This is a genomic window from Arthrobacter glycogeni, from assembly GCF_054510815.1.
The window spans coordinates 189,096-211,528 of record NZ_JBTNDV010000003.1 but is presented as its reverse complement, the minus strand read 5'-3'; the positions used below and the strand labels follow the sequence as shown (position 1 = coordinate 211,528).

General features: G+C 64.7%; 21 protein-coding genes and 1 pseudogene. 14 read left to right on the top strand and 8 right to left on the bottom strand.

Going from position 1 to position 22,433, the window contains the following annotated elements; translation table 11 throughout:
- From ACX80G_RS04905 to ACX80G_RS04895, 3 genes are read right to left on the bottom strand one after another with little or no spacing between them, the layout of a single operon-like run.
- A complete protein-coding gene (locus tag ACX80G_RS04905; protein ID WP_459306044.1) occupies nucleotides 1-2,001 on the bottom strand; it encodes a PTS fructose transporter subunit IIABC in 2,001 nt (666 codons plus the stop codon).
- Nucleotides 1,989-3,011: a 1-phosphofructokinase family hexose kinase gene (locus ACX80G_RS04900; RefSeq protein WP_459306042.1), complete on the bottom strand. Its 1,023-nt coding sequence runs from the start codon at nucleotides 3,009-3,011 to the stop codon at nucleotides 1,989-1,991. Before ACX80G_RS04900 ends, ACX80G_RS04905 begins: the two co-directional genes overlap by 13 nt.
- Nucleotides 3,008-3,775 carry a DeoR/GlpR family DNA-binding transcription regulator gene (locus ACX80G_RS04895; RefSeq protein WP_459306040.1) on the bottom strand — a complete coding sequence of 256 codons (768 nt, stop codon included), beginning with the start codon at nucleotides 3,773-3,775 and terminating at the stop codon, nucleotides 3,008-3,010. Before ACX80G_RS04895 ends, ACX80G_RS04900 begins: the two co-directional genes overlap by 4 nt.
- 651 nt (nucleotides 3,776-4,426) lie before the next feature.
- Here ACX80G_RS04895 and ACX80G_RS04890 point away from each other — a divergent pair.
- Nucleotides 4,427-4,693, top strand: a complete 267-nt coding sequence (locus tag ACX80G_RS04890; protein WP_459306039.1) for a GlsB/YeaQ/YmgE family stress response membrane protein — start codon at nucleotides 4,427-4,429, stop codon at nucleotides 4,691-4,693.
- Between the two features lie 118 nt (nucleotides 4,694-4,811).
- A complete protein-coding gene (locus tag ACX80G_RS04885) occupies nucleotides 4,812-5,561 on the top strand; it encodes a hypothetical protein (RefSeq protein ID WP_459306037.1) in 750 nt (249 codons plus the stop codon).
- A 112-nt stretch (nucleotides 5,562-5,673) separates the two neighbouring features.
- On the opposite strand, the gene ACX80G_RS04880 is transcribed toward ACX80G_RS04885, so the two are convergent.
- Nucleotides 5,674-6,969 (bottom strand): DUF445 domain-containing protein, encoded by a 1,296-nt coding sequence (locus ACX80G_RS04880; RefSeq protein WP_459306036.1) that lies wholly within the window; start codon nucleotides 6,967-6,969, stop codon nucleotides 5,674-5,676.
- Between the two features lie 105 nt (nucleotides 6,970-7,074).
- Here ACX80G_RS04880 and ACX80G_RS04875 point away from each other — a divergent pair, with 105 nt between their 5' ends.
- On the top strand, nucleotides 7,075-7,962 hold the full coding sequence (locus tag ACX80G_RS04875) for a glycerophosphodiester phosphodiesterase (RefSeq protein ID WP_459306035.1): 888 nt from the start codon (nucleotides 7,075-7,077) through the stop codon (nucleotides 7,960-7,962).
- Nucleotides 7,963-7,983: 21 nt separating this feature from the next.
- The gene (locus tag ACX80G_RS04870; RefSeq protein WP_459306034.1) at nucleotides 7,984-9,783 is read left to right on the top strand and encodes a glycoside hydrolase family 15 protein; all 1,800 of its coding nucleotides are present in this window, start codon (nucleotides 7,984-7,986) and stop codon (nucleotides 9,781-9,783) included.
- Between the two features lie 124 nt (nucleotides 9,784-9,907).
- Here the strand turns inward: ACX80G_RS04870 and ACX80G_RS04865 are convergent, their stop codons facing one another.
- On the bottom strand, nucleotides 9,908-11,083 hold the full coding sequence (locus ACX80G_RS04865) for a zinc-dependent alcohol dehydrogenase (RefSeq protein ID WP_459306032.1): 1,176 nt from the start codon (nucleotides 11,081-11,083) through the stop codon (nucleotides 9,908-9,910).
- 112 nt (nucleotides 11,084-11,195) lie between these two features.
- On the opposite strand from ACX80G_RS04865, the gene ACX80G_RS04860 reads away from it, so the two are divergent.
- The gene (locus ACX80G_RS04860; protein ID WP_459306030.1) at nucleotides 11,196-11,918 is read left to right on the top strand and encodes an AzlC family ABC transporter permease; all 723 of its coding nucleotides are present in this window, start codon (nucleotides 11,196-11,198) and stop codon (nucleotides 11,916-11,918) included.
- On the top strand, nucleotides 11,915-12,226 hold the full coding sequence (locus ACX80G_RS04855) for an AzlD domain-containing protein (protein ID WP_459306028.1): 312 nt from the start codon (nucleotides 11,915-11,917) through the stop codon (nucleotides 12,224-12,226). The genes ACX80G_RS04860 and ACX80G_RS04855 overlap by 4 nt, the downstream gene beginning before the upstream one ends.
- Before the next feature lie 12 nt (nucleotides 12,227-12,238).
- On the opposite strand, the gene ACX80G_RS04850 is transcribed toward ACX80G_RS04855, so the two are convergent.
- The gene (locus ACX80G_RS04850; protein ID WP_459306027.1) at nucleotides 12,239-13,372 is read right to left on the bottom strand and encodes an acetate kinase; all 1,134 of its coding nucleotides are present in this window, start codon (nucleotides 13,370-13,372) and stop codon (nucleotides 12,239-12,241) included.
- 55 nt (nucleotides 13,373-13,427) lie between these two features.
- Nucleotides 13,428-15,500 (bottom strand): phosphate acetyltransferase, encoded by a 2,073-nt coding sequence (gene pta, locus ACX80G_RS04845; RefSeq protein WP_459306026.1) that lies wholly within the window; start codon nucleotides 15,498-15,500, stop codon nucleotides 13,428-13,430.
- 276 nt (nucleotides 15,501-15,776) lie between these two features.
- On the opposite strand from pta, the gene ACX80G_RS04840 reads away from it, so the two are divergent.
- From ACX80G_RS04840 to ACX80G_RS04815, 6 genes and pseudogenes are all read left to right on the top strand, one after another.
- A complete protein-coding gene (locus tag ACX80G_RS04840; RefSeq protein WP_459306025.1) occupies nucleotides 15,777-16,118 on the top strand; it encodes a thiamine-binding protein in 342 nt (113 codons plus the stop codon).
- Nucleotides 16,115-16,770, top strand: a pseudogene (locus ACX80G_RS04835) (O-methyltransferase). The gene ACX80G_RS04840 and the pseudogene ACX80G_RS04835 overlap by 4 nt, the downstream one beginning before the upstream one ends.
- A 9-nt stretch (nucleotides 16,771-16,779) precedes the next feature.
- Nucleotides 16,780-17,268: a GNAT family N-acetyltransferase gene (locus tag ACX80G_RS04830; protein ID WP_459306024.1), complete on the top strand. Its 489-nt coding sequence runs from the start codon at nucleotides 16,780-16,782 to the stop codon at nucleotides 17,266-17,268.
- 33 nt (nucleotides 17,269-17,301) lie between these two features.
- The gene (locus tag ACX80G_RS04825; protein WP_459306022.1) at nucleotides 17,302-17,808 is read left to right on the top strand and encodes a GNAT family N-acetyltransferase; all 507 of its coding nucleotides are present in this window, start codon (nucleotides 17,302-17,304) and stop codon (nucleotides 17,806-17,808) included.
- Nucleotides 17,805-18,293 (top strand): GNAT family N-acetyltransferase, encoded by a 489-nt coding sequence (locus ACX80G_RS04820; protein WP_459306020.1) that lies wholly within the window; start codon nucleotides 17,805-17,807, stop codon nucleotides 18,291-18,293. Before ACX80G_RS04825 ends, ACX80G_RS04820 begins: the two co-directional genes overlap by 4 nt.
- Nucleotides 18,293-19,150, top strand: a complete 858-nt coding sequence (locus tag ACX80G_RS04815; RefSeq protein WP_459306018.1) for a spermidine synthase — start codon at nucleotides 18,293-18,295, stop codon at nucleotides 19,148-19,150. The genes ACX80G_RS04820 and ACX80G_RS04815 overlap by 1 nt, the downstream gene beginning before the upstream one ends.
- Here the strand turns inward: ACX80G_RS04815 and ACX80G_RS04810 are convergent.
- The gene (locus ACX80G_RS04810; RefSeq protein ID WP_459306016.1) at nucleotides 19,144-20,088 is read right to left on the bottom strand and encodes a LysR family transcriptional regulator; all 945 of its coding nucleotides are present in this window, start codon (nucleotides 20,086-20,088) and stop codon (nucleotides 19,144-19,146) included. The two genes, ACX80G_RS04815 and ACX80G_RS04810, sit on opposite strands and share 7 nt — an antisense overlap.
- Before the next feature lie 148 nt (nucleotides 20,089-20,236).
- Between ACX80G_RS04810 and ACX80G_RS04805 the strand changes: the two genes are divergently transcribed.
- Together ACX80G_RS04805 and ACX80G_RS04800 are read left to right on the top strand one after the other, a co-directional pair.
- Complete coding sequence (locus tag ACX80G_RS04805; protein WP_459306015.1) at nucleotides 20,237-21,616, top strand: MFS transporter; 1,380 nt, start codon at nucleotides 20,237-20,239, stop codon at nucleotides 21,614-21,616.
- A 3-nt stretch (nucleotides 21,617-21,619) separates the two neighbouring features.
- Nucleotides 21,620-22,429, top strand: a complete 810-nt coding sequence (locus ACX80G_RS04800; RefSeq protein WP_459306013.1) for a 3-hydroxybutyrate dehydrogenase — start codon at nucleotides 21,620-21,622, stop codon at nucleotides 22,427-22,429.
- The last annotated feature ends 4 nt before the right edge of the window (nucleotides 22,430-22,433 follow it).

Sequence of the window (22,433 nt, the reverse complement as noted above, 5' to 3'; positions counted from 1 at the left end):
TTAGGCGGCGACCGTCTCGGCGACAGGGGTGTCTTCGGTCTTCCGCGTGGCGAAGCGCTTCAGGGCAACCACTGCGACTGCCGAGATGATGGTGCCCACAATGATAGCCACCACAAACATAGCGACATTCCCGATCGCAAAGAAGACGAAGATACCGCCGTGGGGTGCCTGCGAAGTGACACCGGAGCCCATCACGATGGCTCCGGTCACCGCCGACCCGAGCATGCTCGCGGGGATGACGCGGAGCGGGTCCACCGCTGCAAAGGGAATCGCGCCTTCGGAGATGAACGCTGCGCCCAGCAGCCAGGCTGCCTTCCCGTTTTCCCGTTCGGCCACTGAGAAACGGCGGCGGTCCAGGACGGTGGCGAGTGCCATGGCCAGCGGTGGGACCATGCCGGCGGCCATGACGGCCGCCATGATCTGCCACGGAGCCTGGTTGGCTACCGCTCCCGCACCGAGTCCAGCGACGGCGAACGAATAGGCTACCTTGTTGATTGGTCCGCCGAGGTCGATGGCCATCATCAGGCCCAGGATTGCTCCGAGGAGTACAGCTGCTGCTCCGGTCATTCCGGAGAGGAAGTCGTTCAGCGCGTTGGTCAGTGCGGCGATTGGTCCGCCAAGGATCAGGATCAGGAGGCCCGATGCAGCGATGGAAGCCAGCAGCGGGATGATGACCACCGGCATCAGGCTCCGGAGCCAGCGCGGCACCTTGATCCGTCCGATCATTAGGGCGATATAGCCGGCAAGCAGACCGCCGACGATGCCGCCGAGGAATCCAGCGCCCATGAAGCCTGCCACAGCACCGGCAACGAAACCGGGGGCGATGCCTGGCCGGTCGGCCAGCGCATAGGCGATGTAGCCGGCCAGGGCCGGGACGAGGAAGCCCATTGACAGGGCTCCGATCTTGAAGAAGACAGCCCCCAGGAAGACTGCGAGGCCCTCCGGCGGCAGGTTGACGAGGGAGTATTGGGCGAGCATCGCGTCGCCATTGCCCACGCCGTCGGCATTCGACAAGGCAATTTCGTAGCCTGCGAGCAGGAAGCCCAGGGCAATCAGGAGACCGCCGCCTGCGACAAACGGAATCATGTAGCTAACACCGGTCAGCAGTACGCGCTTGAGCTTGCGTCCCACACTTTCGCCGTCGTCGTCGGTCTGTTGGGCCTGAGGGTCGGCGGATCCCTGGACGCGCCGCGCATCGGGGTTGTCGGCGGCGGCTAGCGCCTCCTCGACCATGAGTCCCGGTTCATCGATGCCCCGTTTGACTGGGGAGGTGATGACTGGCTTCCCGGCGAAACGGTTCCTGTCACGCACGTCGACGTCGACGGCGAAGATTACCGCGTCGGCGGCGGCGATCACCCCGGGGGGTAGGGGAGTGGCGCCGGAGGACCCCTGGGTTTCGACCTGGAGGTCAACCCCGCGCTCCTTGGCTGCGGCGACCAGCGAGTCGGCTGCCATGTAGGTGTGGGCGATTCCGGTGGGGCAGGCGGTGACCGCCACCAGGCGGCGCGGTGCTGCTGGTGGGGTTGCACCGCCGGAGCTCTGGCGGGGGCCGGCGTCGAGGGCGCCCTGGACGAGGTCGACGACGTCCTGCGGAGTGGCCGCGGCGCGGAGAGCTGCTGTGAAATCCTTCTTGATCAGCGACCGGGCCAGCTTGGACAGGAGTTTGAGGTGTTCCTGGTCGGCGCCGTCGGGTGCCGCGATAAAGAACACCAGATCGGCCGGGCCATCCTTGGCGCCGAAGTCCACTGGTGGATTGAGCCGCGCCATGGCGAGGGTGGGCTCGGTGACCGAGGTGGACCGGCAGTGGGGGATAGCGATGCCGCCGGGTATTCCGGTGGCGGTCTTCTGTTCGCGGGCCAGCGCGTCGGTGTAGAGGCCGTCAGCGCCGGTAGCCCGGCCGTTGGCGGCAACCTGATCTGCTAGCTGGCGGATCACCTGCTGCCGGTCAGAGCCCAAGTCCTGATCAAGCGTGACCAGGTCGGTGGTGATTAGCTGTGCCATTGATCTTCCTCCTTTGGAAGTGGTGCATCGAGCGGTGCGTCGGTTGAAGCGTAGGGGAGGTAAAGCCGCCGGGTGGTGACGGCGTCCGGGGTGGTTTGGCTGAGGCTGGGGACGGTGGATCCCGGTAAGGCCGCCGCGGCTGAGCCGTGGGCAACCGCCTGTCGCAGGCAGTGTTCGGGCGAGCCGCCGCCGGTATGGGCCAGCAGGTACCCGGCGAGGGCCGAATCGCCGGCACCGACCGTGGAGCGGGTGGCGACCGGTGGATGAGTTGCCTGCCACGCTTCGTGGGCGGTCACCAGGAGTGCGCCGCGCGCGCCCAGGGTTGCGAGGACAGTGCCGACGCCGGCGCCCACCAAAGTGGCTGCTGCGGCGGCGGCAAGAGCCGGATCGGCTTCGAGAGCATCGCCGTCGGCAACGCCGCTCAGTTCGGCGAGCTCTTCCGCATTGGGTTTCAATAGATCCGGCCTTACCCCTGCGGCAAGCGTGTCGATGAGCGGGGCGCCGGATGAATCGACGGCGATCAGCGGTGCTGTGTCCGGGTAGCGCTTGCGGACTGCGTCGATCACCGTGGCGTAGAAGGTCGTAGGGACACCTGGTGGGAGGGATCCGGCCAGGACCAGCCAGGTTGCCCCGGAACACTCGGCCAGCACCACGTCCAGCAAGGCGGTGAGTTCAGAGGCGCCGAGCAGCGGTCCAGGCTCGTTGATTTTGGTGGTGGTCCCGCCCTGCTCAGTTAGAGTGATGTTGCTGCGCAGCGGGGTGCCGATGGGGACGCTTCTGAACGGGACTCCGGCGGCGCGGAGGCCCACCAGTACGGGATCGTCAGGATCCCCAGGGAGCACCGCGGTCGCGGGAACTTCGGAGGCGCAGAGGGCGCGGCAGACGTTGACTCCTTTTCCGCCCGGTTCCTGGTGGGCGGCAGTGGCACGCTGCACTTCACCCCGGATGAGCTCCTTTGCCAGTTCTACGGTTCGGTCGAGGCTAGGGTTGACGGTCAGCGTGATGATCACGCGACCACCACCTCGACGTCGGCGTCAGCCAGCGCTGCAGCCAACGCGGGTGCGGGGGTCTGGTCGGTGACCAGGGTGTCAATGTCGGCGAGTGCGGCGAATCCCACCAGAGTCTCCTGCTCGAGTTTCGAGGCGTCGATGACGGCGATGACCCTGCGCGCCGACCTGACGATAGCCGTTTTAACTGACGCCTCATCAGGGTCTGGGGTGCTGAGGCCGAAGGTGGAGTGGACGCCGTTAGCTCCGATAAACGCGATGTCCGGGCGGTACCCGTTGAACCGGTCGATCGTGTGGCTTCCGACGGCGGCGCTGGTCAGTCCCCTGACCCGCCCTCCGACCAGTTCGAGGTGCAGGCTGGACAATGCGATCGCCTGGGCAATCGGGACGGCGTGGGTGATCACGACGAGGTCATCCCGGTTCTCATGGGCCAGTAAGTCGGCGAGGTGGCCGGTGGTGGTGCCTGCGTCGAGCACTATGGATCCGATGTGGGGAACCATAGCGAGGGCGGCTTTGGCGATCCGCGCCTTTTCTGGCTGATGCTGGGCCTCGCGGCTGTCCAGGCTGAGCTCACTGGTGCTGCTGTTCCCACCCGTCACCGCCCCGCCATGGACCCGACGCAGGATTCCCGCATCCTCCAGGAGGGCAAGATCACGCCTGACCGTTTCCCTGGTGATGTTGAAACGCTCGGAGAGCTCGGCGACACTGACCCGACCTTCTGCTGCCACGAGAGTGGCGATCTTGCTGTGGCGTTCCTCGGCGAACATTGCGGCCTCCTCGCAGTGGTGACTACCATCACAGTAAATGTCTGATTGAGTGACTATATCTGCGTTTATCTTTGTTTGTCAATCACTTTGTGGCGAGGAGGAAGCGTCACCGGGCAGGCGTCCGGTCAGCGACACTATTGGTATCCCGGCGCGCGATGGATGCCGTTAGCTGGGCCTTGATGCGGTGACATGCTGGGCCACGCCACCTCCGAGGGGCTACTAACCCGCCACGCCAGAGGTGATGAATCCGTAACGTCAGAATTGCAAAAGCAAGAACTGCGCACCGTGCAATGAACACGGTTGAAGACCCAAATCTCCAATTGTCCTGTACTCCCTCGTTACGCGGGGGTCCGAGGAAAATTTGCCGTGAGGGTTGAACTGTAGACAGATGGCAGGCGCATAGGCGCCTGTATGGCGATCGGCATCGGAGGATGCGGTTTGTGGGTCAATTAAGTGTTATCAAATCAATACCGGCGTGGTCGTTTGAAAAACCCTGCGCAAGAGGTTTAATGAACTCGACACCGCTTTAACTTAAAACTAAGCACGCTGATGAAGTAGGATGGCTAGAAGCTTGTGTGGGGACATCCTGCATTACAGCACTTTTGTTATACGTATCACTCGTAGACAAGACCCGATTACAAGGAGTACTTCATGGGTTTCTTCGCATTCCTTCTTCTAGGCCTTATCGCTGGCGCAATCGCCAAGCTCATTCTCCCGGGCAAGCAGGCCGGTGGGTGGGTCATCACCCTCATTCTTGGCGTTATTGGCGCACTGCTCGGCGGCTTCATCGGCAGCGCACTCTTCAACGCCGACATGAACGAATTCTTCTCGATCTCGTCATGGCTGCTGGCCATCGGTGGCGCACTGATCGTGCTGGTTGTCTACGGCGCCATCACCGGCCGCAAGTCACGCGCCTAATTCAGCCGCTGCACTTTGAAAACGCCGCCGGGGCAGCCCGGCGGCGTTTTTTGTGTATTTTCGGCCCCATTCGTGTGCGCTGTGGCAACGCGTTGCGCCCAACTGAAGGAATCCAGCAATGAAACTGCCTAACCTCAACCCAGCGTCGCGGATGGCTAATGGAGCTCTCTTTGATAAGCAGGGAAAGCCCAAGCCGGGCATCCAGCGAACCATCGAACGTGCAATTGAGGTGCAGCGACCGCTGGTCCTGGCGAATCTGCGCCGGATGTACGCAAAGAACCCGCAGGCGACCGCCGCCGAGATTAGCTCGGACCTGGAACGCCACTATCTCACGGTAATTACCGTCACGGGTGCCGGGGTAGGCGCAACCGCGGTCGTGCCCGCTATCGGGACCATCGCGTCGTTAGGGCTCTCTGCCGCAGCAACCGTTGGCTTCCTTGAAGCCACAGCCCTTTACGCCCAGTCCATCGCTGAACTCCACGGGGTCCAGACTGGCGACCCGGAACGCGCGAGGACCATGGTGATGGCCATCCTCATGGGCGAAGAAGGAAACGCCCTCATTCAGGCCATGCTGCGCGGTTCGGGCGGAGGTGCCACCGAGCACTGGGGCACTGTGGTCGGCGGTGCAGTGCCGTCCCCGATCGCTCGCACGATCGGGAACAGTATCCGGCGGCGGTTCGTGCGGAAGATGCTCGCGAAGCAGGGCGGCGCGCTCCTGGGGCGGGCGATTCCGTTTGGTATCGGCGCCGTCGTCGGCGGTGCAGGCAACCACATGATGGGGCGGGCGGTAGTCGCCGCGACGGCTCAGGCCTTCGGCCCGGCGCCCAGCGTCCTACCGGGTGAGCTGGTCCAAGACCTCGACAGGTGAGCCAGTCGCGCCCGGTTGCGGCGGCCGCGCTAGATATTTCTGGGGCAATCGGCGGGATCGGGCGCGCAAGCCGATAAAGAACACTCCGGGTGGCAGCAGATCAGCGGGTGAGTTAGCCGAAGACCGCGTGGGCAGCGGTAAAAATCACCAGGCCGGCGAGGGAGCCGACCACAGTGCCGTTGATCCTGATGAACTGCAGGTCCTTGCCGATCTGTAGTTCAATCTTGTGTGAGGTCTCGACGGCGTCCCAGCGGCCTACCGTCTCGGTGATGATCGCGGCGATGTCGGTGCGGTAGGTGCGCACCAGGTACCCGGCAGCGTCGGCGATCCACCGGTTCACTTTCCCGGCCAGCTCCTCGTCGCTGGACAACCGGCGCCCGAAGTCCCGGACCGCCGACTTGAAGTTACGGGCCAGTTCGCTCTCAGGGTCGTCGACGGCCTCAAGGAGTGCCTTCTTGATGGTGGTCCAGGTGCGGGCGGCCAGATCGCGCACCTGGGGGTCGCCCAGGAGCTGCGCCTTCATGCCTTCGACCTTGGCGATGACCACCGGGTCATGCTGCAGGTCCTGGGCCAAATCCTTGAGGTATTTGTCCAGGGACAGACGCACGTCGTGGTCTGGCCTGGTCTGCACAGCGCGCATGAACTTGGTCAGCTCCACGTACACCTTGTCACCCACCAGTCCGTCCACAAATTGGGGGACCCAGGTAGGGGAGCGCTGGGACACCAGCCCCGAGACAAGGTCATAGTTGCCGTCCACCCATTCGGCTGCGCGATCCACGAGCAGATCCACCAGCTGATGGTGGTGACCGTCGTCGAAAATCCGCTCGGCGATCTTTCCCGCGGGCGGACCCCAGGGCGGAGTGAGCAGGTGCTTACGGACCATTGACTCGATGACCGACTGGACGGCGTCGTCGTCCAGGACGGTAAAGACGCCGCGAATCAGGGCCGCACCCTCAGTAGCTACCCGGTCCGACCCTTCGGGGGTGGCAAGCCACACGCCGGCTCTCTGCGCAATACCCACCGTGGACAGTTTCTGCTGCACCACAGCCTCAGACAGGAAATTCTCCTCGACGAACTGCCCGAGGGACGCCCCAATTTGGTCCTTCTTCCGCGGAATGATTGCGGTGTGTGGGATCTTGATGCCCATCGGGTGCTTGAACAGCGCGGTGACAGCAAACCAGTCGGCCAGGGCTCCAACCATCCCGCCCTCGGCCGCGGCCCGTACGTATTGCAACCACGGGTACTCGTCCTGCAGGGCGAACGAGATGACAAAAATCACCGCCATCGCACCGAGCAGCCCGGTGGCCACAGCTTTCATGCGCCGCAGTCCTGCGGCCCGTTCTGCGTCAGTGCCGGCTAGGTGAGAGCTCAAGGATCCTCCGGGAGTTGCAGCGCACTTACTGTGCATCCGTCTGTGCCAGTAAAGCAGCGAATGGCTGGGTAAGTCACGCTGGGCTGACCGATGTCGCGTAGCGTATCGGGTAGACACTGGTTGCTGACGGGAGGGGGTAGGTTGCACACGATTTTCGCCCACCGTGGTGCGAGCCACCAGTTTGCCGAACACACCCGGGCCGCCTATCTCCAGGCGCTCGTGGAGGAAGCAGACGGCGTCGAATGCGATGTGCACCTGACGCGCGACGGGCAGCTGGTCTGCATCCATGATTCGACGTTGGACAGGACCTCCAATGGCACCGGCGACGTTGCCGACCATACCCTGAGGGAGTTGCGGACGCTCGATTTCGCGTCCTGGAAAGGGGCAAATATTCCGGCGGAATTCGGCGGTATAGCTGACCAGTTTCTATCACTAGGCGACCTGCTGGAACTGCTGCTGGCTGCGGGGCGCGAGGTCTCGCTGGCCATTGAACTCAAGCATCCCAGCCCCTTCGGGTTGAGACTTGAGGAAAAGCTGATCGCCTTCCTGATGCAGCGGGGGTGGGATCCGGAAAGCTCGACCCTCGCCAACGTGAATATCAGTTTTATGAGCTTCAGCCCTGACTCGGTGAAACATCTATTGGAGAAAGTGCCTTCGTATACCGTCTGCCAGCTGGTTTCCGACGTCAGGCCGCAAGAGTTGCGCGCCGAACTGCACCTTGGGGCGTTGACTGCAGCAGCGGTGATCGGCCTGCTCCGCCGGGCGCTCAATGATGGGGAGCAGAATATAGATTCCCATTCAGCGGGGGTGGCCGGTCCGGGCGTCGATTACGTGCTGGCCCATCCGGCCCGGGTGCGCCGGTGGATTGCCGAAGGGATCCGTATCCGTGCGTGGACCGTGGACAAGCCCGACGACGTCGAGTTCATGCGTGAGCTGGGCGTTCAGGAAATCACCACAAACCGTCCTGCAGCTGTCCGTGCCCAGCTCGCAAAACGCACCTCCGGCGGCGAGGATCCAGTCTGCCGGTAGTGACTGTGATTGAGTTGAAGTATGCATTCTCCGATCGAAGATTACGCGCTCGTTTCCGACATGCACACCGGTGCGCTGATTTCGAAGACCGGGAGCATCGACTGGTTGTGCTTCCCCCGGTTCGATTCTGATTCCCTCTTCAGCGCATTGCTGGGCGGAAAGGACCACGGGCGGTGGCTGGTGGCGCCGGCCCCGGGTGCGGGTTCAGCTGAGGTGGTGGATTGGCACTACGTCGACTCGACGTTTGTTCTGGTTACCCGCTGGCACACCGAGGTCGGGGACGTCAGGGTGACCGACTTCATGCCGATCGGAGACCGCAGGGCCTCTGTGGTGCGGCGGATTGAAGGGCTGAGCGGCGCAGTGCCGATACGTCAGGAACTTGTGGTGCGGTTCGGGTACGGCAAGATCATCCCGTGGGTCAGCCGACAGACCGACGAGAGCGGCCAGGCGATCTCGGCGATTGCCGGCCCCGACGCCCTCGCGCTGCGCGGCGACCACCTGCCGCGCGCCTCCCACCGCCGGCATGAGGGGGATTTCACTGTGGTTGCAGGCCAGACGGTGGATCTCGAACTCTTGTGGTACCCCTCGTACCGTCCGATGCCCCGTCCGGTGAACGTCGACACTGCGTTGCAGGAGACGATTGACTACTGGTCAGGCTGGGCCGCCAGCTTCGAGCAGCAGGGCGAGTATGATCCGATCGTCAAGCGCTCGCTGCTGGTGCTTCGCGCGCTTACCCACGAGGACACCGGCGGGATCGTCGCGGCGCCCACTACGTCCCTTCCCGAGCATTTTGGTGGCACCCGCAACTGGGACTACCGGTTCTGCTGGCTCCGCGACGCTGCCCTGACGCTTGACGCCATGATGACCCACGGATACCAGGAGGAGGCGCTGGAATGGCGCAACTGGCTACTACGGGCGGTCGCAGGTGATCCTGAAGATCTGCAGATCATGTACGGGGTTGGCGGTGAGCGGGAGTTGACGGAGAAGATCCTCGACCACCTGCCCGGGTACGAAGACTCCACGCCGGTGCGGGTCGGCAACGGGGCAGTGGATCAGTATCAGGCGGACGTGGTCGGCGAGGTAATGGTGGTGCTGGAAAAGCTCCGCAACAGGGGGGTACTTGAGGACAGTTTCTCCTGGCCGCTGCAGCGCGCGCTGCTGAGTTTCGCGGAGAACCATTTTGACGACCCTGATCACGGGATCTGGGAGATGCGCGGCGAGCTGAAGTACTTCACCCACTCGAGGGTGATGATGTGGGCGGCCTTTGACCGGGGTGTGCGGGCCGTCAGGGAGCACGGGCTGGAGGGCCACGCCGAACGGTGGGCTGAGCTCAGGGATCAGCTACGCGAGAACATCCTGGAGAAGGGGTTTGACACCAGCATCAATTCTTTCACCCAGACGTACGGCAGCCCAGAGGTTGACGCTTCGTTGCTGCAACTGCCGCAGGTGGGGTTCCTCGACTACGACGACCCCCGGATGCTTGGCACCGTGGCACGATTGGAGAGGGACCTGGCCAACGAGCACGGCCTGTTGCTGCGGTACCGGACCGAAGCGGGGATGGACGGGCTGAAGCCGGGCGAGCACCCCTTCCTCGCCTGCTCCTTCTGGCTGGTGGAACAGTACGCCCGGTCCGGGAGGATCAAGGACGCGAAACGGCTGATGGATCAACTGGTGGGATACGCCAACGGCCTTGGCCTGCTGGCCGAGGAATACGATAGCGGTAGCTCCCGGATGGCGGGCAACTACCCCCAGGCGTTCTCTCATCTGGGTCTGGTTCGCGCCGCGGACGCGATCCACGGCGTCAATAGCGGCTCTCTCTAGCGCTCCGCACCGCCAAAAAAGTGCCGGGCCCACAGGATCGCTGTTGCGCAACAGCGATCCTGCGGGCCCGGCACTTTTCTGGCGCCCAGAGCTAGCGCCGCGGACTCTCACCCAGCGCCGGTGACTAGGGGCGGATGACCACCTTGATGCAGCCGTCCTGCTTCTTCTGGAACTTTTCGTAGGCCTGGGGCGCTTCATCGAGGCTGATCGAGTGGGTCATCAGGTCCATGACGCCCAACGGATCGGAGGGGTCCTCGACGATAGGCAGCAGCTCATCGGTCCAGTTACGGACGTTGCACTGGCCCATGCGGGTCTGGAGCTGCTTGTCGAACATGCTCAGCAGCGGCATCGGGCTCGCCGTTCCACCGTAAACACCGCTGAGGGAGATGGTTCCGCCGCGCCGCACCGCATCTATTGCGGCATGCAGCACCGTCAGACGATCCACGCCAGCGGTTTCCATTGCCTTCTTGGCAAGGGCTTCCGGCAACAGGTTCACTGCATTCTGGGCGAACGCGCCCAGCGGGGAATCGTGCGATTCCATCCCGACGGCATCGACCACTGCGTCAGGCCCGCGACCGTCGGTCATCTCCCGCAACTCGTCGCCAATATCTTTTGTGAAATCGAGCGTCTCGATCCCGTGCCGCTCTGCCATGGCGCGTCGTTCAGCCACGGGCTCGACGGCGATGACCCGCTGGCCGAGGTGCCGGCCGATTCGTGCGGCAAATTGCCCCACGGGTCCCAGACCGAACACCGCGAGGGTGCCGCCCGCGGGAACGTCGGCGTACCTCACGCCCTGCCAGGCGGTAGGGAGAATATCGGAGAGGTAGAGGTACCGCTCGTCGGGGAGTTCGTGGCCCACCTTGACCGGTCCGTAGTCGGCGTGGGGGACGCGGAGGAACTCCGCCTGCCCGCCCGGAACCGAGCCGTACAGTTCGGAGAATCCCAGCAGGCTCGCGCCCGAACCCTGTTCACGGACCTGGGTGGTCTCGCACTGGGACTGTAGTCCCCGCGTGCACATCCAGCAGTGGCCGCAGGAAATGTTGAAGGGGATGACCACCCGGTCTCCCGGGCGCAGGTTGGTTACCGCGCTGCCGACTTCCTGGACGATGCCCATCGGCTCGTGGCCCAGCACGTCGTTCTTGTGCATGTAGGGGGTGAGCACTTCGTACAGGTGCAGGTCGGACCCACAGATGGCCGAGGAGGTGATGCGGACGATAGCGTCAGTGGGCTCCTGGATCACTGGATCCGGAACCTGCTCAACACTGACGGTGCGACGGCCCTGCCATGTCACTGCCTTCATGATTCACTCCATTCGGTTAGTAAGTAAGCTGACTACCTGTTCAGTATTACCGGGATCGACGGGGAAGGGAAGCCGAGTAGGCGAATTCCCGACCGGGCAATACGCTGAATCGGTGAAATACCTGCAGTCGCCCGCCGTCCGGGTTGGGCTCTCCATCGCCGTTGCTACCGGCCTGTACGGGATCTCCTTCGGAGCCCTCTCGGTGACATCGGGGTTCAACCTGTGGCAGACCGTGGCCCTGAGCCTGCTGCTGTTCAGCGGCGGCTCCCAGTTCGCGTTCATCGGCGTGGTGGCCGGTGGGGGTACCGGCGCCGCGGCTCTGACCGCCGCCTCGCTGCTGGGAATCCGCAACGCCGTCTATGGCATGCAGATGAACGCGCTGATCCGGCCCATCGGGTGGCGCAGACTTGTTGCAGCCCAGGTGACCATTGATGAATCGGCTGCAACCGCCAGCGGCCAGACCGACCCAGGCGAGCGGCAACTAGGGTTCTGGAGCGCCGGAATCGGCGTGTTTGTGCTGTGGAACGTGTTCACCGTCGTCGGCGCACTGCTGGGGACTGCGCTCGGCGACCCGGCGCAGTGGGGTCTTGACGGAGCGGCGGTGGCCGCCTTCCTGGGGCTGCTTTGGCCGCGCCTGAGAACCAGGGAGCCGGCAGCAATCGCAGTGGTCTGCGCGTTGGTTACGGTGGTGACGGTGCCGCTGATGGCGCCCGGGTTGCCTATCATCATCGCGGCAGCCGTGGCCGGGGCCATCGGCTGGTTTGGTCACGGAAGCCCGGAAGAGGGCCTCGAACCCGATGTTGACCCCTATGCCGACGGTGAGGCCAACCGATGACTCTGTGGGTCTGGATCCTATTGGCCTGCGCTCTCGCGTTCCTGACCAAGCTCACCGGATATCTCGTCCCGGCACGATGGATGGACAACCCCCGGATGAGCCGGGTCGCTGGAACCCTGACCATTGGGCTGCTCGCGTCGCTCACAGCGGTCAACACGTTTGCCTCCGGCCAGCAGCTTGTCCTCGATGCAAGGATCGTTGCCCTGGCTGCCGCCGCCGTCGCGCTGCTCCTGCGGGCCCCATTCCTCGTAGTTGTGGTGGCCGGCGCGGTGGCGGCGGCATTGGCCCGGTTGGCGGGAATGCCCTAGCCGGGCAGGGGCTCAGCGCGCGACGACGACGGCGGTCGCCTCAGCTATTGCAGCCTCCTCGTCGGTGGGCACCACCAGCACCGGGAACGCCGACTCCTCTGTGCTGATCTGGCGGGGCGCCGAACTCTTCTTGCGGTTCTCGGCCTCGTCGATATACAGGTTGAGAGCCCCAAGCTTGTTAACCACGAGCTCCCTGAATTGCCAGGAATTCTCGCCGATACCCGCGGTGAACACCAGCGCTTGAGCCCCACCGACTGCCACGTGATACCCGCCGATGTACTTGGCGAGCCGGTACGACGCCAGTTCCAGAGCAAGCTTCGCCCTGACGTCTCCGGCGGCCGCCGAGTCGACCACCGAGCGCATGTCATTCTGCCCGGTCAGGCCCCTGAGCCCGGCGTCGCGGTTCAGGAGCTGATCAAGGTCCTCGGCTGAGTAGCCCTCCCGGCTTAGGAACAGCAGGATCGACGGGTCGATGTCACCGGACCGGGTCCCCATCACCAGCCCCTCCAACGGGGTGAAACCCATTGAGGTGTCGATGCTGGCACCCGCCCTGACCGCGGTGATGGAGGCACCGTTGCCGAGGTGGGCGATGATCCCGGTGAACTCGGTGGGAGCCAGCCCCAGCAGCGACGCCGCGTGGTGGGTGACGAACCCAATCGAAGTGCCGTGGAAGCCGTAGCGGCGGATACCGAACCGGGTGTACAGGTCGTCGGGGACGGCGTACCGCCAGGCGTGTTCGGGCAGGGTGCGGTGGAACGCCGTATCGAAGACCGCGACCTGCGGCATCTGCGGCCATTTGGCGGTGATTGCCCTGATGCCCTGGACGTTCGCCGGGTTGTGCAGCGGCGCGAGCGGGCTGAGGCGTTCGATTGCCCTGGTGATCTCATTGTCCACCAGCACTGGTTCGCTGAACCGTTCGCCCCCGTGCACCACCCGGTGCCCGACGGCGTCGATGGTCTTTCCCTGCAGTGCCTCTTCAACGTCGGCGGTCACCCGGTCGAGGGCCGCCTGATGGTCGGCGGGGCCGCCGTGGGCAGGATCGCCGATCCGCTCCACGGTGCCGTCAGCCAATCGTTCGCCGGATCCGGTATTGCGTACCTGATATTTCAGCGATGATGAGCCCGAGTTGATGACGAGAATGATCATGATGCCTCCTGCCCAAAACTCTACTGGAGGCTGCTGTTTCCGACGCGGGAGCCTACTAGGTCTCCTGCGCCTGGACAGCGGTGATGGCAACTGTGTTCACGATATCTTCAACAGTGCAGCCACGGGAGAGGTCATTGACAGGTTTCCGCAGACCCTGCAGGATAGGGCCTACCGCGACGGCGCCGGCAGACTGCTGGACAGCCTTGTACGTGTTGTTGCCGGTGTTCAGGTCGGGAAAGATGAACACTGTTGCCTGCCCCGCAACGGAGGAGCCGGGAAGTTTCGATTCGGCCACCGACGCGTCGACGGCGGCATCGTATTGGATAGGTCCCTCGACGGGCAGGTCGGGGCGCAGCTCCCGAACCAGCTCGGTGGCGCGGCGCACCTCATCCACTGCACCGCCGGAGCCCGATTCGCCGGTCGAGTAGGACAGCATCGCCACCCGCGGATTAACACCGAACTGCTGGGCGGTCTCGGCGGAGGCAACAGCAATGTCGGCGAGCTGCTCGTCATCGGGGTCCGGGTTGACAGCGCAGTCGCCGTACACCAGAACCCGGTCGCGGAGCAGCATCAGGAAGACCGACGAGACAATCTTGATCCCTTGCTTGGTCTTCACGAACTCCAAAGCCGGTCGAATGGTGTTCGCTGTGGTGTGGGCTGCGCCGGACACCATGCCATCTACTTTCCCGAGCTGCACCATCATGGTGCCGAAATATGCGCCTTCGAGCATACGTTCCCTGGCGTTCTCGATCGAGACACCCTTATGGGAGCGGAGTCTGACATACTCGGCGGCAAATTCTTCGCGCAGCTCGGAGACCACTGGGTCGATCAGGCTCACGCCCGCCAGGTCGATGCCCTGCCCTGCCGCTAGTTCGCGGATCTTCGCCTCCGGGCCCAGGATGGTCAGATCGCAGACATCCCTGCGATGCAGGATTTCGGCTGCCCGCAGGATTCGTGGATCTTCCCCTTCGGGCAGGACGATGTGCCGGCGCTGGGACCGTGCCCGCTCGATCAGGTCATGCAGGAACCGCAGCGGCGTCATGGTGAGCGCCCTTGGGAGTTCCAGCCGTTCCAGGAGTTCCCGTTCATCGACCTGTCGCGCCCAGGCGCCCAGGGCCGCCGCGGCCTTGCGCCGCAGGCCGGAGGCGATCTCGCCGCGCACCTCGCTGACCCGCCGCGCAGCAGTGTAGGTGTCGTCGTCGTTGGCGAACACGGGGAACGGCGCCTGCGCCAGGAGAGACAGGATGGTGGAATCTGGCGCCAGCCCGCCCGTCAGGATCATGCCCGAGGGGACCGGGAACTCGGCGGAGAAGGATGAGGCAAGGGTGGCAACCATGACGTCGGCCCGATCGCCGGGGACGATCACCAGGGCGCCGTCGGTGAGTTTGTGAAGGAAGTTGGCCACGTTCATCGCGGCCACTTTGATCGACGCGACATCGCGTTCCAGAGTTGGGCTGCCGGCAATCTGACGCGCGCCGAGCTCCCGGGCCACCTCGCCCACGGTAGGCCGGGAAATTTCCGCCAGCTCCGGAATGACATAGACTGGGCGGCCCGAGCGGCCGGGACGCACCTGTGAACTGATCTCGGCGACGGCGTCGTCCGCGGCCCGGTTGACCATCATGGCGAGCAGGGACACCTGCGCAGCGTCCAGTTCCCGGCGCGAGACGTCGACGGCGTCGGCCGCCTCCGACGCCGACATTTCCTTGGCATTGACCACCGCCAACACCATGGCGCCGAGGTTATTGGCCAGCCGGGCGTTGAGGTCGAACTCGACGGCGGCGTCATGGCCGCTCAGATCGGTGCCTTCAACGATGATGACGTCGCACTCCCGGGCCATCTCGCTGTAAATGGAAACACACCGAGTGTCGATCTCCTCCCGTTGCCCCTTCACCAGCAGTGCGCGCGCTTCGGCGCGGGTGAGGCCGCCGCGGGCGCGTTCTGGCGGCAGGTTGAAGGACCGCTTCATGAGGTTGACCATGGGGTCCGCCTCGGTGTCGTCACCCTCGACGATTGGCCTGAAGAATCCGACCCGGTCCGCATGCCGGTGCAGCATGTCTGCCAGCCCCAGCGAGATGAGGGACTTACCTGAGCCTTCGGTCATGGCGCTGACGTATATTCCGCGAGTCATTGACTCATCCTGTCAAACGGTGCGCCCGGTAGCCATGACGTCGGGCACATTGGGGTATTTTATCTCGTTGGCGATGACCCTTGCGCAGTTGTGGCGGGTCCTGAGTCGAGACCGCCGAGCATTTGCGCAGTTGTGGCGGGTGGGAGAGCGCTCCACCCACCACAACTGCACAAGCAATGACGACGGCGGTGACACAGGTCATCGGGACCCGCCGGAGCTGCACAAATCTTTGCCGACGCCCCTTCCGCTGGCACACCGATATGCCAGACTTGGACCATGCTTGTAGCCTTCTCAGTTGCCCCAGCCGGAAACGGCGCCACGTCGGTCGAAAACGTCGATGGCTCGGTTCACGACGCAGTGGCCGAGGCCGTCAGGATCGTCAGGGATTCAGGCCTGCCGAACCAGACCGACTCCATGTTCACCACCATCGAGGGTGAATGGGACGAAGTGATGGACGTGGTCAAACGAGCCACCGAGGCGGTCGGCAAGTACGGTAGCCGCGTGTCTTTGGTGCTCAAAGCCGACATCCGGCCTGGCTACAGCGGGGAGCTCACGGGCAAAGTGGAGCGCCTCGAGCAGGCCATCGACGAGATGGACGAGTACCAGGGCCATTCATGACCGGCTGGGCCGCCGTCGAACGCTATCTGGCTGACACTGTGGTCCACCAGGATGAAGCGCTGACCGCGGCCATCGGCGCGACCGCCACCGCGGGCATGCCCGCCATCGAGGTCACCCCCACCCAGGGCAAGCTCCTGATGCTGCTGGCGACCATCCAGGGCGCCCGCCGCATCCTTGAAATCGGCACCCTCGGCGGGTTCAGTACTATCTGGTTGGCCCGGGGTATCCCCGACGACGGGGTGATTGATACCTGCGAATACGAGTTATCCCACGCGGCTGTCGCGCGCCGGAACGTCGACCGGGCGGGGTAGGCCGCAAGGTGACGATTCACGTGGGCGCGGCGCTCGACACCCTACCGACGCTCACCGCGCCCTACGACCTGTTCTTCATCGACGCCGACAAGGTCAACAACCCGACCTACCTCGACTGGGCTGTCCGGTTGTCCCGGCCGGGCAGCGTCATCGTTCTCGACAACGCGGTGCGCGGCGGCACCGTGCTGGAGACCGACGGCGACCAGGCGTTGCGGGGCACCCGTGGCGCCCTCGAGCTGCTGGGCCGTTACCCCCGGCTGGACGCGACGGCCGTCCAGACCGTCGGCTCCAAAGGCTGGGACGGGTTTGCGCTGGCAGTGGTCACCGGCGCCGCGGCATAAACTGAGGTGGTGAATTTCTCTATCCGTCGAGCCCTGCCCGACGACGCCGAAACCTACTCCCGCATTCACCTCCAGGGCCTCCACGAAACCTACGCGCAGATCATGCCGCAGGCGTTCCACGCGCATTACGACGCCGAGCTCCCGGTTCTGATCGCCAGGCGTCGGGAGGCCTTGACGGCGGGCGCGATCAGTTGGGTGGCATTCGACGAGACAGGATCAGCCGTGGGCGTCGCGACCTCGGGCGCGGGGCGGGACGAAGATCGACCTGACTTTGAGTTGCACCATATCTACACGCTCGCAGCGACCCACGGAAAGGGGCTGGGACAACAGTTGCTGGACACCGCTATCGGGGACCGGGCCGCCTATTTGTGGATCCTCAACAACAATCCGCGGGCCGAGCGGTTCTACCGGCGCAACGGGTTTGCGCCGGACGGCACCAGCACGCTCTGCGGTCCCAGCTGGCATCACCGCCCCATGTTCAGAATGCACCGGCAGTGAGCCTTTCCCGGCCGGACCGCTAGCATGACAACCATGCCCACCTTCACGATCCGGCCGTGCGCCCCCGCCGAGGTTGAGACGGTCCTACGGATGAAGAATCTGGCGTGGCGGGAGACATATGCAGGCCAGCTCAGCGATGAAATCTTCGATAAGCTCGACGCCGACGTGGTGTCCGACGCGGCCAGCTGGCAGGAAGGGATCAGGAACGGCGATGCCCCGCCGCTCGTAGGTACCGACGCGGCGGGCCGGGTGATCGGTGTCGCGGCTGGCGGGCTAGCGCGTGGCGACGCCCCGCCACCCGCAACCGAGCTTTATATGGTCTACGTGCTGGCCGAGGCCTACGGGTCGGGGCTGGGCCGCTTACTGGTCCACGCGGCGATCGGAACTTCCTCCTCCTTCGTGTGGGTGCTCGAAACCAATGCCCGGGCCACCGCCTTCTACCGGAAACTCGGGTTCGAACCGGACGGGGCCCGGGAGCGGTTGTCGACCGGTTGGAACGACCAGACTGAGATCCGCATGGTCCGCGGCGGGTCGTCATGAACGTGATTATCAGGCGGGCCCACCCCGACGACGCCGGTGCGCTGGTGGCGCTGCATAACCGCGCCTGGCGTGAAGCCTACGGCCACCTCGGGCCGGCGGAGTTCTTCGATCGCCGCGACGCCCGCTCCGCACGCGACACCGCTGAGCGACGCGGTCAGATCGAGGCGGGCGCGCCCTGGACGGTGGCCGTTGACGACGACGGCGACTTGGTGGGGTTGGCGCTCGCCGGATCTTCCCGCGACGCCGACCTGACTGGATGTGAGCTGTACTTCCTGTATGTGCTGCGGCGGGTGTACGGCGTCGGGGTAGGGCCGGCGCTGCTGGGCGAGGTGCTCGGCGACCGGGCGGCGAGCCTGTGGGTGCTGGCGGTCAACCATCGTGCCGTCGCCTTCTATCAGCGGCACCGGTTCGTCGCCGATGGTGCCCACCGGAAGGTCACCACCGAGGGCTCGGAACTTTTGGAGAAGCGGATGGTGCGCCACTAATGGGCAGGCAACGGCCGGCACGTCCCGGCAACTCAAAGGCGCAGCCGGACAGTGCCGAGGCCGGTCCGGTCGCGGGAACCTACGACATCGATACCGGCACGTGCGAGGTGGAACCGGACCCGTTCAACCCCAACGGGTGGATCCTGAAAGTCAACGGTGTCCCGAGTTCCCACATCGATCTCAGCGACCCCCTGCGCCTGGACTTCGAGTACATGCGGTGGATCGCGGCGCTGGTCGAATCGGAGCGGCGCGACGACGGGCCCCTGCGTGTCCTCCACCTGGGCGGCGGAGCCTGTTCACTGGCGCGGTATTTCGCTGCGTCGGTGCCAGCAGCCCGGCAGGTAGTCGTGGAACTCGACGGCAGGCTCGCTGGGTTGGTGCGTGACTGGTTTGATCTGCCGCGGGCGCCGCTGGTACGGATCAGGGTGGGGGAGGCCCGCGCGGTGACCGAGTCGCTGACCGGAGGCAGCCGGGACGTGATCATCCGTGACGTGTTTGCCGGCAGTATGACGCCGCAGCCGCTGACCACCCTTGAGTTTACCCAGCACGCCAAGCGGGTGCTTAGCGACGATGGCTTGTACCTGGTCAACTGCGGTGATTCACCGGATCTTGCTGGCGCGCGCCGGGAAGCCGCGACTATTGGGGAGGTCTTCGCTCACACAGCGATCGTCGCCGACCCGGCGATGCTGAAGGGGCGCCGGTACGGCAACGTGATTATCGCGGGCAGCGACGTCCCCCTGGCCCAGGACCCGGGGCTGGCACGGGTGCTGCTCGGGGGAGGCGTGCCCGCCCAGGCCTGGGACGATGCCCGCGTCAGGAAGTTCTGCAACGGGGCGCAGGTGCTCTTCGATCAGTAGGTTCCAGCGGATGCGGATGCGGTTGCCGGGCCAGGCCCGCTGCGAGGCCTACCCAGCAACTCATTCTCGTAGGCCGTGGTCGCATCCCTCAGGGCGGCGACGACCGCCGCGACAGCCGGTTGCCTCAGCGAGTCCGGCCGGGCCACCAGCCAGTACCCCAGCCGCTCGGCGATCACCTTGGGGAGCAGCCGGACCAGATCATCGTGCCGGTCGGCCATGAAGCAGGGCAGCAGCCCAAGTCCGGCGCCTGCCCGGGTAGCCTCCACATGGACGAAGACGTTGGTCGAGCTGAGCGAGTCCTTCATGGTGGGCAGTAACCGTCGGGGGGCGTCGAGGCTGTCCACCTGCAGCATCGAGTCGATGAAGTAGACCAGCGGGTGCACGGAAGCCTCGTCAATGGTCAGTGGTGCAGGATTCTCAGCGAGATAGGACTGCGAGGCGTAGAGGCCCAGCATGTATTCGCCCAGCCGCAGGGCTTCCGCCCGGTGCACCTGCGGTTCGCCGACCACCACCTCAAGGTCCAGGCCGCTGCGGGTCTGCGACGCACGGCGGGTTGCCGCAACAATCTCGATCGTCAGCCGTGGATGCTGGCGCCGGAGCCTCGCGAACGCGGGCGCGGCAATGTAGGCGCTGAACCCATCGGTGGCGCTCATCCGGACGACGCCGGCAACCGGGCTGTCGTCGTCGTCGCCCGCCAGGATCGCCAGCGCGGCAGCGACCCGCTCGGCGGCGGCCACCGCCCTGCCGCCCAGCTGGGTCAGTTCCCATCCCCCGCTGGCACGGACGAGGACGTGCCCACCCAGGCTTTTCTCCAGCGCAGTGATGCGGCGCGACACGGTGGTGTGGTTCAGGTTCAGGCTTTCGGCCGCCGACGTGAACCGTCCGGTACGCGAAACGGTCAGCAGGATCAGCAGATCGTCGGGATTCAGTGCACTCATCTCTGCATTTTCGCAGGTTCGCGGTGCGGATGTGGTCATTGAAGCACAGGTAATCTGCAGGGATACTCAATGAGGTTGCCAGGAAGTGACAGCAGTCACAGCACCCCCAGTCATTCAGGTGTCACCGCCGACACAGAAGGAGATCGTCATGAGCGTCAATCAACGCTCCACTCAATCCGGTCAGGACCGGACCGAAACCTCTGGACTCAAAAAGGTCGTCGCCGCCTCAATGGTGGGAACAGTCGTCGAGTGGTACGAGTTCTTCCTCTACGCCACCGCTGCCACCCTGGTCTTCGCGGTGGTGTTCTTCCCCAACGCAGCCACCCCGCTGGATGGCATCATCGCGGCGTTCCTGACCTACGCCGTCGGTTTCATTGCCCGGCCGCTCGGCGGAATCTTCTTCGGCCAGATTGGCGACAAGCTCGGCCGCAAGCACACCCTGCAGGTGACCATCGTTCTGGTGGGCGTTGCCACCTTCCTGATGGGCTGCCTGCCCGGCTTCAACTCGATCGGCTACTGGGCGCCAGCCCTGCTGGTGGTCCTGCGCTTCGTCCAGGGTTTCGCCGTCGGCGGTGAATGGGGTGGCGCTGTTCTGCTGGTAGCCGAGCACAGTCCCAACAAGTCCCGTGGATTCTGGGCCAGCTGGCCGCAGGCCGCGGTCCCGGTAGGAAACCTGCTGGCAACTGTGGTGCTCCTGACCATGTCCTTCATCCTCCCCGAGGACGAATTCCTCGCGTGGGGCTGGCGGGTAGCGTTCTGGCTGTCAGCGGTCATCGTGGTGATTGGCTACTACATTCGGACGCACGTCAGTGAGGCGCCCATCTTCCTTGAGGCCCGCGAGCAGGTTGAACGCGAGAAGTCGATCAACTACGGCGTGCTTGAGGTTGTCAGAAAGTACCCCAGGGGGATCCTCGGCGCCATGGGCCTGCGCTTTGCCGAGAACATCCTCTACTACATCATTGTCAGCTTCTCGATCGTGTACTTGAAGACTGTTCACGAGTACGACACCAGCCAGTTGCTCCTCGCCCTGCTGATCGCCCACGTGGTCCACTTCCTCGTGATACCGCAGGTGGGCCGGCTGTCCGACCGCTTCGGCCGCAAGCCCGTGTACCTGGCGGGGGCAATCCTCGGCTCAACGTGGGCGTTCTTCGCCTTCCCGATGTTCGACACCCAGAACCCGGTCATCATCATCCTGGCCGTCACCATCGGGCTGTGCTTTCACGCGCTGATGTACGCGGGCCAGCCGGCCATCATGGCGGAAATGTTCCCCACCCGGATGCGTTACTCGGGTGTCTCCCTCGGCTACCAGGTGACCTCGATCATCGCCGGCTCGATGGCTCCGATCATCGCCACTGCCATTCTGCAGGAGACCGGTTCGTGGGTGGGTGTCGCCCTATACGTCCTGGGCGCCTGTGTGGTGACCGCCATCGCCGTCGTCACGCTCCGCGAAACCAAGGGCATCTCCCTGCGCGACGTCGACGCCGAGGACGCCGAGCGGCACGGCATCAAGGTCCTGAAGGACAGCTGACCCATGGCGCAGACAACACAGCTCGACGACGGCGTAGCGCCGGCCCGGGACGCGGGCGCTACGCTGGCTCGCCCCCTCGCGGGACGCCGGGCGTTGGTCACCGGCGCGGCAAGCGGGATTGGGGCCGCCACAGCTCGCCTGTTGGCCGCGCAGGGGGCCTACGTAATCGTCGCCGACCGCGACGGCGACGGCGCTGCGGCCCTCGCGCGGGAGGTCGGCGGCGAACCGTGGTCGGTTGACTTCCTGCAGACCGGCGCACTGGAGGAACTGACCCTCGACGTCGACATCCTGGTGAACAACGCCGGAATCCAGACGGTCAGCCCCATCCACGAGTTCGATCCGGCGGATTTCCGACGCATCCACACGCTCATGCTGGAGGCTCCGTTCCTGCTGATCCGGGCTGTGCTGCCCGGAATGTACAGCAGGGGGTTTGGGCGGGTCATCAACCTGTCCTCGATCCACGGGCTGAGGGCGTCACCGTTCAAATCCGCTTACGTCTCAGCGAAGCATGGCCTGGAGGGCCTGTCCAAGGTGACTGCGCTTGAGGGCGGGCCACACGGGGTCACCAGTAACTGCGTGAATCCCGGCTACGTCAGGACCCCGCTGGTTGAGAACCAGATCGCGGATCAGGCACGGCTCCACGGGATCAGCGAGGACGATGTGCTGTCCACCATCATGCTGACCGAGAGTGCCATCAAGCGGATGGTGGAGCCGGAAGAGGTGGCCGGGTTGGTGTGCTGGCTGGCATCAGACACCGCCGGCATGGTGACGGGGTCGTCCTACGTGATGGACGGCGGTTGGTCGGCCCGCTGACCCA

Bases quoted from the DNA above. Each gene is read 5' to 3' on its own strand.
- ACX80G_RS04855 (WP_459306028.1), top strand. From the start codon at position 11,915: ATGACTCTGTGGGTCTGGATCCTATTGGCCTGCGCTCTCGCGTTCCTG.
- ACX80G_RS04870 (WP_459306034.1), top strand. From the start codon at position 7,984: ATGCATTCTCCGATCGAAGATTACGCGCTCGTTTCCGACATGCACACC.
- ACX80G_RS04815 (WP_459306018.1), top strand. From the start codon at position 18,293: ATGGGCAGGCAACGGCCGGCACGTCCCGGCAACTCAAAGGCGCAGCCG.
- ACX80G_RS04805 (WP_459306015.1), top strand. From the start codon at position 20,237: ATGAGCGTCAATCAACGCTCCACTCAATCCGGTCAGGACCGGACCGAA.
- ACX80G_RS04885 (WP_459306037.1), top strand. From the start codon at position 4,812: ATGAAACTGCCTAACCTCAACCCAGCGTCGCGGATGGCTAATGGAGCT.
- ACX80G_RS04820 (WP_459306020.1), top strand. From the start codon at position 17,805: ATGAACGTGATTATCAGGCGGGCCCACCCCGACGACGCCGGTGCGCTG.
- pta (WP_459306026.1), bottom strand. From the start codon at position 15,500: ATGACTCGCGGAATATACGTCAGCGCCATGACCGAAGGCTCAGGTAAG.
- ACX80G_RS04890 (WP_459306039.1), top strand. From the start codon at position 4,427: ATGGGTTTCTTCGCATTCCTTCTTCTAGGCCTTATCGCTGGCGCAATC.
- ACX80G_RS04905 (WP_459306044.1), bottom strand. From the start codon at position 2,001: ATGGCACAGCTAATCACCACCGACCTGGTCACGCTTGATCAGGACTTG.
- ACX80G_RS04810 (WP_459306016.1), bottom strand. From the start codon at position 20,088: ATGAGTGCACTGAATCCCGACGATCTGCTGATCCTGCTGACCGTTTCG.
- ACX80G_RS04895 (WP_459306040.1), bottom strand. From the start codon at position 3,775: ATGTTCGCCGAGGAACGCCACAGCAAGATCGCCACTCTCGTGGCAGCA.
- ACX80G_RS04825 (WP_459306022.1), top strand. From the start codon at position 17,302: ATGCCCACCTTCACGATCCGGCCGTGCGCCCCCGCCGAGGTTGAGACG.
- ACX80G_RS04865 (WP_459306032.1), bottom strand. From the start codon at position 11,083: ATGAAGGCAGTGACATGGCAGGGCCGTCGCACCGTCAGTGTTGAGCAG.
- ACX80G_RS04800 (WP_459306013.1), top strand. From the start codon at position 21,620: ATGGCGCAGACAACACAGCTCGACGACGGCGTAGCGCCGGCCCGGGAC.
- ACX80G_RS04850 (WP_459306027.1), bottom strand. From the start codon at position 13,372: ATGATCATTCTCGTCATCAACTCGGGCTCATCATCGCTGAAATATCAG.
- ACX80G_RS04840 (WP_459306025.1), top strand. From the start codon at position 15,777: ATGCTTGTAGCCTTCTCAGTTGCCCCAGCCGGAAACGGCGCCACGTCG.
- ACX80G_RS04880 (WP_459306036.1), bottom strand. From the start codon at position 6,969: ATGCACAGTAAGTGCGCTGCAACTCCCGGAGGATCCTTGAGCTCTCAC.